The sequence below is a fragment of the Brevibacillus sp. HB1.4B genome (genome assembly GCF_013284285.1).
Classification (GTDB): domain Bacteria; phylum Bacillota; class Bacilli; order Brevibacillales; family Brevibacillaceae; genus Brevibacillus; species Brevibacillus porteri.
This window is the reverse complement of record NZ_JABSUT010000001.1, coordinates 438,435-453,365: the sequence shown is the minus strand read 5'-3', so window position 1 is coordinate 453,365 and position 14,931 is coordinate 438,435. Positions and strand designations below refer to the sequence as shown.

The window sequence follows — 14,931 nt, the reverse complement described above, 5'->3', positions numbered from 1 at the left end:
TCCTTAATTCGTTGGTGTGGAAACGGGCACGGCACCTGAATATTCTTCGAGCGTAATCCCTTTTTCTCCAATTTCTTGCGCAATCTCGGCACCTACATAGCGCAAATGCCACGGCTCATAAATATAGCCAGTAATCGCGTCTTTTCCCTCTGGGTAGCGAATGATAAATCCAAACTTCTCGACGTTTTCATCCAGCCACTTCGCTTCTTTTGTTCCACCAAAGCAGCTCGTTGCTGCGCATTTGCCATCCTTACCGGAGACGTCAATCGCGAGTCCCGTCTCATGCTCACTCGTCCCTGGAACGGCACTGTAGGTCCGTGCCTTCTCTACGCCGTCTTTTTTTACATAGCGATTAAACAGCGTTTTCTGGTAGGCGTGGGAGCGATAGGCAGATACGCCAGCCAACTGGACGCCGTCAGCCTGGGCTGCCGCAAATAACTGTTCAAGCGCACCAGCTGCTTCTTTGCGCATTTTTCGTTTCTCGCTCTTTTCCGGGAGCAGGTAAGGAACGTTCGGAAACACTAAATCATTTGGCTGATAGTTCTCTGGAAGCTTGCGTTGTTTGTTCACCAGTACAGCAACACTCTCAGGCTCACCTACGACCTCGATGTCCGGGAACGACAGCTCAGGTGGCTGACCCGCTGGTGGCTTTTCTGCCGGCTTCGTTTCCGTAGGCTTCGCTTTCTGGGGTTGCTCCGGTTGTTCTTGCTTTGGTGTTTCAGCCGGTGGTGGCGTGGTCTCTTCTTTTGGCTTCACTTCTTCTTTCTTTGGAGGAGTTGGCGTCTCCACGGATGGTGGTGTCTGTGGTTCTTGTGGAGCAGCTGTACTGTTACATCCAGACAACACAAATGTCATTGCCGTTACGAGTACGAGCGGATGCAAAAGTCGGTGTCGAAAACTTCTCATTGTAACGTTCCTTTCGTTTTGGAGCTGATCCAATTATGTAGGTAATAAAAGTACGTACTTATTATGACATAATTGACCGGCGTTTCGTTACATGTTTTATCGAGAAATCACGACCTGATCGATATTCAGGTAACCCGCTGGACTGATGGAGAAGCCCTGAATATGGTTGCTAATCACAGCTAAATTCTCCAGATTGCGAATCGGCACGACCAAAGCATCTTGCAGCTCCACTTCTTGTGCTTTTGCGTAGATGGCGAGTCTTTTGGCAGGATCTGTTTCGATACGACCAGCCTCGATGAGACGATCCAGCTCGGGATTGCTGTATTGAAAACTGTTGCCAGCCCCGCCACCCGATGTATGAAATAAATTGTACTGATTGTAGTCGGCATCCCCGGTTGCATTTGCCCAGCCACTGACAAAAATCTCATGATCCTTCGTTTTCTCAATGGTTCGGACAAACTCATCGTAGCTGACGACTTTTAGCTCCGCGTCGATACCGATCCCTTTTAATTGCGACCGTATCACTTGGGCAACCAAGATTCGGTCCCGTCTGTTGTAGGTAATCATTTGAATAGGAAAACCATCTGAATAGCCCGCCTCTGCGAGCAAACGACGCGCTTGGTTGATGTCGTACGGGTAGCTTTTCACAGTCGGACTGTAGCCGAACACATGCGGTCCAATCGGTGAGTTCGCCTTGGTTCCCACATTGTTATACACCCCTTTAATGATCGCTCCCGTCTCGATCGCCATACTGATGGCTTTCCTCACACGGATATCATTCAGTGGTGGACGTGAAACATTAAACCCCATAAACTCCGTCCCGAGCGCATCACTGCGGTACACCCGCATCTGGTTGGACGCTTGAATCCGATCCAGCTCCATGACAGGGATGGACTCTGCAATATGTGCTTCTCCATTCTCGACCATCGCAATGCGAGCCGCATCATCCGGAACAACCTTGAAGACGACTTGATCAAGCGTAGCAGCCTCGCCCCAATAGGACTGGTTTTTGCTCAACGTAATTTGACTGCCAGGCTCCCATGATTGGAACTGATAAGGGCCAGTACCAACCGGGTGATGCGATAACTCCCGTCCGTATTTATCGATCGCAGTAGGGCTGATGATGCTCCCCTCATGACTGGCCAAAATAGAAAGCAAAGGCGCAAATGGCTTATGAAGGATGAATTGCACTCTGTACGGATCGATGACCCTTACCTGCTTTACTTTTTCGAACATGGCTGCCCGAGGAGAAGCCACCGCTGGATCTAATACACGATCAAATGTTTTCTTGACCGCCTGTGCATGAAAGGGAGTCCCATCGTGAAAAACAACACCTTGACGGAGAGTAAACTCCCAAGTAAGATCGTCGATTTGTTTCCATGACGTTGCCAGCTGTGGCTGAATGTTCATGTTCCGATCTCGTTTGACGAGCCCTTCATACACTTTTCCTTGGACGACACTCGCCTCATTAATCGTCAAAATAAAATGGGGATCGAGATTTGCGGCATCCGACATACGTGCAATGATTAACGTCCCACCCTCAACAACGTTTTGGGGTGTCGGTACGATTTGGTTGCTGTGAGGCGGCTCCTGACCGAAGGAACAGCCTGCTATAGCTATGATTGCTGCGAGTAACAGTCCAATTAGTCTGTGAAAGGATATCTGCGTGTACATTGGACCCTCCCTGCATGCTCTTATGTTTGCCTAGTTGTATGTTTAGCAAAAAGACCGCCTTCTCCCATGTTTCCCAGAGAGTAGCGGTCCACGCACTATTCTTTTTCAAATAATCGCTGAAACTCCCCGAAGCCTTCTTCCTCCAAACGATCCTTCGGAATGAAGCGCAAGGCGGCTGAATTGATGCAGTAGCGCAATCCATTTTCTCCAGGACCGTCCTCGAAAACGTGGCCGAGATGAGAATCTGCATCTTTGCTGCGAACCTCTGTACGAATCATATTATGTGTCAAATCCACATGCTCGGTTACGTTTTCCTCTTGCAATGGCTGGGTAAAGGATGGCCACCCGCAGCCGGAATCGAACTTGTCCAAAGAACTGAACAAAGGCTCGTTGGAGACGATATCTACGTAGATGCCCTCTTCCTTATGATCCCAGAATTCGTTCGTAAATGGACGTTCTGTCCCGTTATTTTGCGTCACCTCGTACTGGAGCGGGGTCAAGGTTTTTTTCAATTCTTCTTGCTTCGCACGGTCTCGCCAGGCTTCCTTGGTGAATTTCGCTCTGCCTGATGCCGCCCGATAGTATTGGTAGCGAACCGAATTTTTCTTATAGTAGTCCTGATGATATTCCTCCGCCGGATAGAATGGCTTGGCTGGCAAAATCAGCGTTGCAATGGGCTTTTGGAAACGACCGCTCGCATCCAGCTCTTGCTTGGATTTCAACGCAAGCCTTTCTTGCTCTTCATTATGATAGAAGATCGCTGGCGCATACGATTGACCTCGATCACCGAATTGACCACCAGCGTCAGTCGGGTCGATTTGTCTCCAAAACATTTGCAGCAATTCCTCGTATGTGATGAGCGACGGATCATATGTGATTTGGACCGCTTCATAGTGTCCCGTCGTATCAGAGCATACCTGTTCATAGGTTGGGTTTTCGACATGACCGCCTGTATAGCCGGAGACGACTTTTTCAATGCCTGGCATCTTGTCAAACGGACTGACCATGCACCAGAAGCACCCGCCTGCAAAGGTTGCGACTTCGAATGGATGTGTATCGCTGTTCACGCATTTCGCCTCCTGTAAATGTATGTACATTATCATTTACGATTGTACATGGTTTGCAAAAGCAAAGTCCACTCTGGAAGTGCTGCGAGAGGGTTCCAAATAGGAAAGGAGACCTTTTCACCTGAAAGGTCCCCTTTTCGCTATAGAATTGCCTCATTCTTCACTCGTATGTCGCTACTCTGACAGCGCTTTGGCAAATCCAGAGAGCATGACAACCATATGGGCAATTCCTTCCTCGAAGTCTTTCAAACGGATGGATTCGTTCGGTGCATGTACTTTGCAGCCAACCCAGCCTACTCCTGTACTAACAACAGGAAGCTTCAGCTGTTCACCGAAAATATACATCGGCCCCGTGCCTGCCGCGTTTGGAGAAAGCACTGGTTCATGTTCGTAAATGACGCGAGCCGAATCCAGCACGTGAGCAACAAATGGATGGTGGAAATCGGAACGGTACGCTTTTTGTCCGTTAATCATGCTGACGGTAATATCCGTAAAACCATGCTTCTCCAAATGGTTCTCGATGCAATTCATGATGTGCTGTGGATCTTGTCCTGGGACAAGGCGGCAATCCAACTTGGCCTTCGCGCTTTTCGGCAGTACCGTTTTCGCACCCTCTCCTGTATAGCCGCTATCCAGACCACAAATGGTCATAGTTGGGTGGAAAACCATGGCTTCTCGTGGGTCCACGTTGTTTGCTGCGGTAATCAGTGGGCGTTTCAAACCGTATAGCGCTGCTGTCGCTTCTTCACTGAACGGCAATTCGGAAACGACTTTCTTTTCATCCGCTGTCGGTTCCTCGATCCCGTCAAAGAAGCCTTCGACCAAAATCTCGTTTTGCTGATTTTTCATCGTCGCCAATGCCTGGACCAAGCGCCATGCTGCATTGTCTACATACGCACCGACAGAGGAATGCATGTCGATCTCTGCCCCAACGCATGTCAGCTCAAGGTACGCCATTCCTTTGATCCCTGCAACCATGCTGATTCGCTCATTTTCGTCCTTTCCACCGAATTCCCAAATGCAGGCATCCGCCTGGAAAAGATCCTTGTACTCTCGAAGATATGGCTCCAGATTCGGGCTGCCGATCTCTTCTTCTCCTTCGATCAGGAACTTGATGTTGCAAGGCAAACCGCCCGCTTGCTGCTGCAAAATATGAATCGCCGTCAGACGCGCAACGAGGTCACCTTTATTGTCAGCAGCCCCACGGGCATACAGCTTTCCATCAATGATCGTAGGGTCAAACGGCTCCGTGTTCCACTCATGAAACGGCTCAGGTGGTTGAACATCGTAGTGATCGTAAAACAGGATCGTTTTACTGGCGTCTCCTTCACTGCCTGCTGCAAAAGACGCATACACGACTGGATTGCCGCCAAGATTGTCGAGTACCTTTGTCTCTCCGCCAACCTCATGAATCATCTTGACCACGTATTCAACCGTCTCTGGGATGGCCTTATGCTGTGCGGATACGGTAGGAAAACGCAAATAATGCTTCAGCTTCTCGATTGCTTGCGGCAAATTTTCTTGCACGATACCTATCACTTGTTCTTTGTTCACGATCAGGCACCTCCTATTGGCATTTAGCTGCCTATTCCACTTTCTCTTTTTGGTGTACAACCAAATAGCTGTCAAACCAATCTGTCGTATATTGCAGTCTCAACACGCGTTGTTCAGGATCACCACTGCGGGATAGCTCATGACTGGCTCCCGGGAAACGGACAAATGACACCGGGGCCTTACCTTGATGCTTCAATGTTACATAAAGCTGCTCAGCCTGTTCGATTGGGCAACGGTAGTCATGTTCCCCATGCATGATCAGCAGTGGCGTCTCGATGTTCTCTACCAAGCGAATCGGTGAATGCTGCCACATTTTTTCCGGATTCGTGAATGGATTTGCCTGAATCTCTTCGGCAGTGAAGTAATAACCGATATCACTGACACCGTAAAAGCTTACCCAGTTGCAAATACTCCGATCTGTTACACCCGCTTTGAATCGATTGGTTTTACCGACGATCCAGTTCGTCATGAAGCCACCATAGCTGCCACCTGCGACACCCAAGCGGTCCTCATCGACAAAATCGAAATGATCGCATGCATATTGCACGGCCGTCATCAAATCGCGATAATCGTTCCCTCCATAGTCTCCGCAGCACGCCTGAACAAAACGCTCTCCGTAGCCAAAGCTCCCTCTCGGATTTGTATAGAGTACGGCGTAGCCTTTTGCAGCGAGCAGCTGGAACTCATGGAAAAACGTATTTCCGTACATAGAGTGAGGCCCGCCATGAATTTGCAGAACCATCGGATATTTTTTTCCTTCTTCAAAACCGACAGGCTTAAGCATCCAACCGTGCAGCTTCCAGCCATCCATCGCGACAAACTCCATTTCTTCAGGAACAGGGAGCTCGATGCCTGCAAATAGCTCTTCGTTCAGTGCTGTCAAACGTTTTTCTTCGCCGTCTTTCAGACTTACTTGATACAAGTCTCCGGGCGTAAACGGATCACTGATGGCAGCAACCACCGCTTGTTCGTTTTCATGCAGCGAAAAGCCGTAAATATTCCGGTTGCCCGTTACAACACTCGTGACTTGTCCGTCCAGCGTTACGTGATAAATGCCAGAATTTCCTCGTTCGCTGGCGATGAAATACATGCCTCCTCCGTCCGCTGTCCATACAGCCCCTGGATTCGGGTGACCTGGCGAGCGCATGTCTCCGATGGTGGAATCGCCAACCTGAACGTCCCAATCCGCTGTGATGCAAGTATAGTCGCCCTTTTCCAAATCATATACCCAGATGCGCTTCTGTGCTGCGTACAAATGCGTGTCCAATTCACTTCCGATATACGCTAGCTTGTTCCCATCATGTGACCAGGTTGGATAGGCAAAAATCCCTTTGCTGTTGGTCAGCTTTTTCCATTCTCCCCCTTCAGAAGGGATGAGAAAAACGTCAACACTATGCTGAAAATCAGGGTCTTCTGCTCGGTTCGCCGTAATGGCGAGCCATTTTCCGTCCGGCGACCAGGAGCCAAACGTATGATTGTACGGGCCATCGCTGAGTGGAGTAACCTCGCCTGTTTCTACTTGAACAATGGCCAGCTGCTTGTTTTTCTCGTAAATGAACCCGAGATCATCGGATTTGTACTTCATTCTTCCGACATGAATGGCTTTGGCCTTTTCTTTTTCCTCGGTTCCCTCGAGGTCTGCGAATGTTTCACCCTCATCCAAGATCGACGAGAAGACAATATATGTGCCGTCAGGTGACCAAGTCGGATTGCTGACGCCGTTTTTGCAACGCGTGAGCTGCCTTGCTTCTCCTCCCTTTGCATCGATCAGCCAAATCTGTGGTTTTCCAGATCGATTCGAAACAAAGCTAATCTTTGAACCATCCGGCGACCAGCGTGGGAAGGTATCGCGGGAGCCAGACGTCAGGGGCTGTGGATCATCTGCATCCAATTTGCGTAAAACCAAGTGATTTTGGTAAGCGGGGGACTCATCGATGAGATTTTCCACATAGGCAAGCGTTTTTCCGTCTGGTGATAGCTGTGGATCGCTCGCGTACCGCATTTGATACAAATCTTCAGCCGTTATGCCTCTTTTTACTTGCGTCATCCTAATCACTCCTCGATTTTATTGGTGGATGCCAGTTGCTCCAAAAAGAACTGGGAAATTTTTTGATTCAACGTGATGTGATTGTCCAGCTTTTCGGTAAAGTGGCCTTCATCCTCAAAAATGTGCAAATCGACTTCTTGTCCCCTGCCTCTCATGTCTGCTACGAGCTGCTCTGCTTCGCTGACAGGAACACGCGTATCATTGCGCCCGTGGAATACGAGAAGCGGAGCCGAGATCTTATGGGAATGATTCAAAGGAGCAATTTCTTCAAAAAAGTCATCGTCTTCGCCGAGGAACCCGTACTCCACCTCACGCAATCTCCGTCTCCATGCCCCGGTATTCTCCAGAAAGGTTTTGAAGTGGGAAATCCCCACAATATCAACACCTGCGGCCCACAGGTCAGGGTAATGCGTGAGTGCCGCCAGTGTCATGAAACCTCCGTAACTGCGACCCATGATGCCGATCGCCTTCGGGTCAACGCTTGGGCGATTGCCTAAATCTTTAACCAGCCAAGCCAAATCGGCTACAGAATCCATCCGCTTGCGGCGATCATCGAGCTGGACATATTCCCGACCATAACCCATGCTGCCGCGAACATTCGGTGCTACCACCGTAAAGCCTTCGTTCGCCAAAAACTGAAAAACGGGATGATACTCCGGTCGAATTTGGCTCTCTGGCCCGCCATGGACGTAGACGACGACTGGTCTTATCTCTGCATCATTAGCTGTATCTTTGGCATAGAGGAAATACGGTACTTCCAAGCCATCAAAAGAGGGAAAGCTGCACAATTTGGGCTCGATGAGTTTATCTTCCAGCGCATCGGATTGACCAATGTTCGTCACACGTCTGCTGGTTTGCTCCGAAATGGTATACGTCCAGATGTCGCCTGGAAGTGTAGGACTTTTCAGTGTATAGGCGAGCTGATCATCACTCACCCACGCCAAGGAAGAGATCACTCCATGTGGTGCTTCCTCCACCCGCTCCCAGCATTGCTCTGTCAAAGAATAGAGAGCAAGAACGGAGTAGCCTCCTTCATTGATCGTGAAGGCAAGTCGCTTCTCATCTGGAGATAATTTGACCTCCTCAATGTCCCATTTCGCATCGTGCACCAGTTTGTTCAGCTCTCCTGTATGCAGTGAAAAGCGGCACAACGCTTTTGTGTTTTCATCGCGGTCGGTTACGAGATATCCCGTTTGGCCGTCTTTTGACAGTACCAAGGAATGATAGCGCGCATGTTTGCTGCAAATGGCGAGCTTTTGTGCTTCCTTCGTTTGCAGATTCAACACATACAGACAATTGTCAATGTTGGTCTCCTGTACGCTGAAAATGAGTCCTGTCCCGTCTGGCAGCCAGCCGATTGGATCTGTGCGCCCATCAGAGCGGAAGACTTCCTCATGCGCACCACTCTCGACATCCTGTACAAAAATATCGAAGCTGCGCGGATTGCGACGATTGCTGGACCACGCGATCTTTTGCCCACACGGAGACCAGCCTCCTAAATAGTGAAAATAATCGGGAGCGTCTGTCAGCGGCTTCACGACTGCACCATTTTCCGTTAGCAAAAAGAACTGTTGCCGCTCGTCTCCCTTGTTGTCCATCCCCACAATCGTTTTCGTTCCGCACGGGGAATGGTCAACAGCTACCACACGATCAGGCAAAAAGGTCACTTGCTCCGAGCGGTTGGAATCTTCATTCCAGCGCCACAACTGCGCGATACCTGTCTGTTTCGTTAAAAAGGTAATCTCTCTACGCTGCGGTACCACCTTCAATTGATACGCGGATTTCACTTGCAGATAGTCCAAAATCAAGAGAAATCATCCTTTCCTCTTTTGCTAGATGTATATTGGAGTATGTAAAGAGAAAAAAGAGGAGAAGCTCCTCTTTTTTTCTATTTTTTGGTTGCCCAGCGAGCGCTCGGGAACGCGTTGACTGGGAAAGTGAGACCTTCTACATTCGGTTTCACCAAATAGTTTTGCTGGTAGTGGTAGACTGGTATGAACGGCATGTCATCCATCAAAATGGCTTCTGCCTGATGAAGCAGTTCCATACGCTTGTTCGGATCTTGCTCAACTTTTGCCGCCATATTCAACTGATCATACTCTTTGTTTACCCAACCAGTACGGTTGTTCGGACTTTCACCCAAATAGTAGTCCAGGTTAAATGCAGGGTCGTTGATTTGACCTACCCAGCCCATACGGCCCATTTGGTAGTTCTTTTGTTTCGTTGTATCCAGGTACACTTTCCACTCTTGGTTTGTCATTTTCACTTCTACGCCCAAGTTTTTCTTGAGCATTTCTTGGATCGCTTGCGCTATTTTCTTGTGGCTTTCATCGGTGTTGTACATCAGCGTAACGTCTGGCAGTGTGGACCAGCCTTCTTCTTGCATACCTTCAGCCAGCAACTTCTTCGCTGCTTCGTAATCTTCTTTGAAGTAATCTCCGCCTTCTTCGCGGAAGTCTTTTCCGTTTGGTTGCATCGCACCACGCGGAACCATGGAGTAAGCTGGTGTCTCTCCACCTTGGCTCACCATTTCGGACAGGGCTTTACGATCAAGCGACATGGCGAAAGCTTTGCGGACCTTTTTATTCGTAAACGGTTCTTTCGTTACGTTAAACATGTACATGTACGTACCATAGTAAGGAACGGATTTGAAATCTGGGCTCGCTTTTTCTTGCGCGAGGATGTCAGACGGCATCTCTTTGTTGAAGTCGAGCTCACCACTCTTGTACATCTGATAAGCAGTCGTGGCGTCATTCACCATTTTCCAGGTGATCTTATCCATTTTTACGTCAGCCTTGTTCCAATAATGCTCGTTCTTTTCTACCACGAGCTCGGAGTCATGCTTCCACGAAACAAGCTTGTAAGCACCGTTGGAGATGTAGGTATCCGCATTTGCTGCCCATTTTGGATTGGCTTCCGCCTGCTTCTTGTTGATCGGGTGCCAGTAACGGGTAGCCAGCATTTTGTCAAAGTATGAAGTAGGTGCAACCAGCTCGATTTCGAGCGTTTTTGCATCCACAGCCTTGATCCCTACATCTTCTGCTTTTCCTGTGCCCTTGTTGTATGCCTCTGCTCCTTTAATGTAATAGAGGAGGTAAGCCGTAGTGGAAGCAGTTGCCGGATCAAGGTGTTTCATGTACGTAAAGGCATAATCCTCGGCTGTCACTGGCTCGCCGTTGGTCCATTTCACATCATCACGCAAAATGAATGTATACTTCAGCTTGTCATCCGACAGCTTCACTTCCTTGGCTTGTCCCAGGATCGGATTGCCGTCCTTATCCTTGGTGTACAAGCCTTCGCCCAAGTGATCCATGATCCAGAAGGACGTGGTATCCGTCGAGGTGAGCGGGTTCAAGTCTGGTGGCTCAGACTTGGCATTGAACACAACTTCTTGTTTGGCAGCAGCGCCTGGAGTAGTGGTACCTCCAGTCGATGCTGACTCGCCGCTACCGCCGCAACCAGCTAGAGCCGGAATGACGAGCGAGAGCGACAGGGCAAAGGCAGCTAATTTCTTCACGTTGTTTCCCCCTATATATTAAGATAGAAAATCGAACTACTGATAGAGATGACAAGCAACCCAATGGTTCGGTGCGGCTTCCTGCCATTGCGGAATCTGTGCCGCGCATTGCTCCATGGCCTTCGGGCATCTTGTTCGGAAAACACAACCGCTTGGCGCGTTGGCAGGACTCGGCAAATCGCCCTGCAAAATGATGCGCTCCCGCTTGATCGTCGGATCAGGAATCGGAATCGAGGACAACAATGCTTGTGTATATGGATGAAGTGGCTTTGCATACAGCTCGAAGCTGTTTGCCATTTCTACCATTTTGCCGAGGTACATTACTCCGATTCGAGTGGAAATGTGCTTCACCATGGACAGATCGTGGGCGATAAACAAGTAAGTCAGCCCCCTGTCCTGTTGCAAGTCTTCTAATAGATTCACGACCTGCGCTTGAATCGACACATCAAGCGCCGAAATCGGTTCATCCGCGATGATAAATTCCGGTTCAACCGCAAGTGCTCGGGCAATCCCGATCCGCTGTCTTTGGCCTCCGCTGAATTCATGAGGGAATCGGTTCGCATGTTCCTTAGACAAACCAACCAGCTCCAGCAATTCTTTGACCCGATCCGCTCTTGCACCACGGGACAAGCCGTGAATATCCAAGCCCTCCGCAATAATGTCCATGACAGTCATGCGCGGATTCAGACTTGCTTGCGGGTCTTGAAAAATCATTTGGACGTCACGGTGGAACTGCTCTGCATCTTTCCCTTTTAGACGGTGTGCATTTTTGCCTTTGAACAAAACTTCTCCATCTGTATTTTCATAGAGGCGAATCATCGTTCTGCCCAACGTCGACTTACCGCAACCGCTCTCTCCGACAAGCCCGAGCGTCTCGCCGCGATTAATGGTGAAGGTCACGCCGTCGACTGCCTTTAGCGTAATCCCATTGCCGATCTCAAAATGCTTTTTTAGATTTTTGACTTCAACCAACGCTTGGCTCATCTACGTCTGCCTCCCTGCTGCCACCAATTCTTCCAGCTTCGGTGCCCGTGGATCATGTAGCCAACATGCAGCTTGGTGACCCTCGGTGAATGTGGAAGCGTCCGGCATTTGCTGCTCGCATATTTCCATCGCAAACTGACAGCGCGGAGCGAACGGACAACCTTTTGGCGGGTGGAATAAATCTGGCGGCGTTCCCTCAATCGGTACCAGTCGTTCCTTTTCCACACCATCGATCCGCGGCAGAGAGCGCATCAAGCCCCATGTGTATGGATGCTTCGGATTTGCGAAAATATCCTCTACCTTGCCTGTTTCCACCACAATTCCTGCATACATAACCACAGCCCGGTGCGCGATTTCGGCTACGACACCCAAGTCATGTGTAATCATCACGATGGAGAGCTGCTGCTTTTCCTGTAATTCTCGGAGCAAGTCCAAGATTTGTGCTTGAATCGTTACATCCAATGCTGTCGTCGGTTCATCTGCAATGACGAGCTTTGGATTATTGGCGAGTGCAATCGCGATGACGACACGTTGCCGCATTCCCCCGGAAAACTCATGCGGGTATTGATCGACACGTTTTTCCGGATCGGGGATACCGACCAGTCGAAGCATCTCCATCGCTTTTTTACGCGCCTCTTCTTTGCTGACCTGATGGGTACGAACAAATCCCTCTACAATCTGAGCGCCGACCTTCATCGTCGGGTTCAGTGCTGTCATCGGGTCTTGGAAGACCATCCCGATCTCAGCTCCACGAACCGAAAGCAATTCCTTCTTGTTCATCCCCGTGATGACTTTTCCGTCAAAACGAATCTGACCATCCACGATTCTTCCCGGCGGGTTCGGGATCAAGCCCATGATCGCTTGGGCGGTTACACTCTTCCCACAGCCGCTCTCTCCTACTACCGCAAGCGTCTCGCCACGATCAACATGAAAGGTAACTCCCCGTACAGCCTGTACCTCTCCACCGTACGTTTTGAAATGTACGCGGAGGTTTTCTACTTGTAGCAAATGATCCGCCATGTCTGATCCTCCTATCTTCGTGGCGAGGTTACTCGCGAATTCTTGGGTCCAATGCGTCCTGCAAGCCATCACCGAAGACATTGAAGGCAAACATCGTCAAAGAAATCATCAGGGCCGGGAAGAAAAGTCTCCACCAATCCCCTGTCAAAATGACGCCGAGTGCGTCGTTAGTCATCGTGCCCCAGCTAGCGATTGGTGCTTGCACACCCAACCCCAAAAAGCTGAGGAAAGATTCTGCAAATATCGCCGACGGAATGGTAAACGTCAAGTTCACGATGATGACTCCGATCGTGTTCGGAATCAGGTGGCGTAACAGAATGCGAGGGAATTTGGCACCCAGCACTTGCGCAGCCATGATGAACTCCTGGTTTTTCAATTGCAGGATTTGTCCCCGAACGAGACGAGCCATCCCTACCCAACCGGTTGCGGATAACGCGATGATGATGGTAACAATTCCAGGCTCCATGACAACCATCAGCATGATCACCACGAGCAGGTACGGCAGTCCGTACAAGACCTCGATCAATCGCATGATGATGGTATCGATTCGGTCTCCCTTTTTGCCTCGACCGGCCATGTATCCGGCAATACCACCGACAGTCACACCGATGACCAAATCAATTAACGCTGCCGATATTCCGATAATCAGTGAAATCCGCGCTCCGTACCATGTTCGTGAAAACATGTCACGACCCAGCTCATCTGTTCCGAACCAATGCTCGCTCGAAATTTCCTGATTCGCATTCAAGAGACTCTGATCGGAATAGCTGTACGGAACGAGATGTGGTCCAATGATCGCCATAGCAATCAGAAAAACAATCAGGGTAAAACCCACCATTGCCAGCTTGTTTCTGACGAGCTTTCTCGTAACTTGTTGAAAATGAGTCAGGCTCGGTCGCATCTGGGCGATCTGTCCATCTGCTTTTTGAGCTCTAGGTCGAAACAACTCATTTACCGATTGATCTACCGCCATTGGCTACCTCCCCCTACTCGATAGTTTGATTCGTGGATCGATGAACATATAGGCCAGATCAATCAAGAAGATAATGAGCACCAAGATGGCACTGTAGAATACTGTCGTTCCCAGAATAACGGGATAATCTCGATTGAAGATGCCATCGACGAAGTACTTGCCGATCCCTGGTACCGCAAAAATCTTTTCGACGACGAACGTTCCAGTTAACAACCCCGCGATAAGCGGTCCCATAAACGTGACGATCGGCAAAATAGCGTTGCGAATTCCATGCTTGATCACTATCAGAAAAGTCGGAATTCCTTTCGCCTCAGCGGTCCGTATATAGTTCTGGTTCATCACGTCGATCATGCTGGTACGCATATAGCGTGTAATGATCGCTAATGGTCCAAAAGCAAGTGCGAGTGAAGGCAGAACCGAGTGTTTCCAGCTGGTAAGCGTCGCTACTGGGAATAACGGCAATTTGATTGCCAAGTAATTAATGAGCAATGGCGCCATGATGAAGCTGGGTACAGCAATTCCTAATACGGCCATGACCATTGCCGTATAATCAATCCAGGTATTTCGGTTTAATGCCGCAATTGTTCCGAATAAAAGTCCGAAAAAAAGCGCAACCGCTATCGCCTGCAAACCGATCAGTGCAGATGCTCCGAAGCCATCTTTGATCATATCATTGACACCGCGTGTCTCCGACTTAATAGAAGGTCCTAAATCGAGCATGACCAAACTTTTTAGATAAAGTAAATACTGCATCGGAAGCGGTTCATCCAGATTGTATTTCGCACGCAGATTCAACAAAATTTGCTCGGGCAACTGATCTGACTCTGACGCGAATGGATCACCAGGGATCATGTGCATCAGGCTAAAAGTCAACGTTACAATAATCCACAAGGTGAGTACCATCATCAGAATTCTTTTAAGTAAATAACGCGACATCTATACGACCCCCTAGTCCAGACTTGCAAAAAGATTAAGAAAATTCAATGCGCCCTCCTTTTGAACAACCTCTTTAACGGAAATTGACCTAAAACATTCCTTAATTCAACAATATAGTGCCGTAATTATTTAATGTCAATTCTGATTTTTTTATTTTTTGCATCGATTCATAAAGGAATTTGCCGAAAGTTGTCAAATATACAACCATTAATACGGAATTTTTCCCTAAAACATCCCTATTTACAGCTTCGTG

General features: G+C 49.0%; 11 protein-coding genes. All 11 read right to left on the bottom strand.

All coding sequences use genetic code 11. The features are described from left to right. Positions 1–3 precede the first annotated feature (3 nt). Positions 4–906, bottom strand: a complete 903-nt coding sequence (locus HP398_RS02325; protein WP_017248308.1) for a M15 family metallopeptidase — start codon at positions 904–906, stop codon at positions 4–6. Positions 907–1,002: 96 nt separating this feature from the next. Next, positions 1,003–2,580 (bottom strand): glutathione ABC transporter substrate-binding protein, encoded by a 1,578-nt coding sequence (locus tag HP398_RS02320; protein WP_173621697.1) that lies wholly within the window; start codon positions 2,578–2,580, stop codon positions 1,003–1,005. 95 nt (positions 2,581–2,675) lie between these two features. Further along, positions 2,676–3,647 (bottom strand): peptide-methionine (R)-S-oxide reductase MsrB, encoded by a 972-nt coding sequence (msrB, locus tag HP398_RS02315; RefSeq protein WP_017248306.1) that lies wholly within the window; start codon positions 3,645–3,647, stop codon positions 2,676–2,678. A 174-nt stretch (positions 3,648–3,821) separates the two neighbouring features. Further along, entirely contained in the window at positions 3,822–5,201 is a 1,380-nt protein-coding gene (locus HP398_RS02310; protein WP_017248305.1) for a M20/M25/M40 family metallo-hydrolase, read from the bottom strand. Positions 5,202–5,232: 31 nt separating this feature from the next. Beyond that, positions 5,233–7,248 carry a S9 family peptidase gene (locus HP398_RS02305; protein WP_173621696.1) on the bottom strand — a complete coding sequence of 672 codons (2,016 nt, stop codon included), beginning with the start codon at positions 7,246–7,248 and terminating at the stop codon, positions 5,233–5,235. 5 nt (positions 7,249–7,253) lie between these two features. Continuing rightward, complete coding sequence (locus tag HP398_RS02300) at positions 7,254–9,056, bottom strand: S9 family peptidase (protein WP_173621695.1); 1,803 nt, start codon at positions 9,054–9,056, stop codon at positions 7,254–7,256. Positions 9,057–9,136: 80 nt separating this feature from the next. Then, positions 9,137–10,765: a peptide ABC transporter substrate-binding protein gene (locus tag HP398_RS02295; protein WP_017248302.1), complete on the bottom strand. Its 1,629-nt coding sequence runs from the start codon at positions 10,763–10,765 to the stop codon at positions 9,137–9,139. A 36-nt stretch (positions 10,766–10,801) separates the two neighbouring features. Further along, the gene (locus HP398_RS02290) at positions 10,802–11,749 is read right to left on the bottom strand and encodes an ABC transporter ATP-binding protein (protein WP_026043062.1); all 948 of its coding nucleotides are present in this window, start codon (positions 11,747–11,749) and stop codon (positions 10,802–10,804) included. Continuing rightward, positions 11,750–12,769 carry an ABC transporter ATP-binding protein gene (locus HP398_RS02285; protein WP_026043061.1) on the bottom strand — a complete coding sequence of 340 codons (1,020 nt, stop codon included), beginning with the start codon at positions 12,767–12,769 and terminating at the stop codon, positions 11,750–11,752. Positions 12,770–12,797: 28 nt separating this feature from the next. Then, the gene (locus HP398_RS02280) at positions 12,798–13,742 is read right to left on the bottom strand and encodes an ABC transporter permease (RefSeq protein WP_173621694.1); all 945 of its coding nucleotides are present in this window, start codon (positions 13,740–13,742) and stop codon (positions 12,798–12,800) included. Between the two features lie 3 nt (positions 13,743–13,745). Next, on the bottom strand, positions 13,746–14,678 hold the full coding sequence (locus HP398_RS02275) for an ABC transporter permease (RefSeq protein WP_017248300.1): 933 nt from the start codon (positions 14,676–14,678) through the stop codon (positions 13,746–13,748). Between the last annotated feature and the right edge of the window lie 253 nt (positions 14,679–14,931).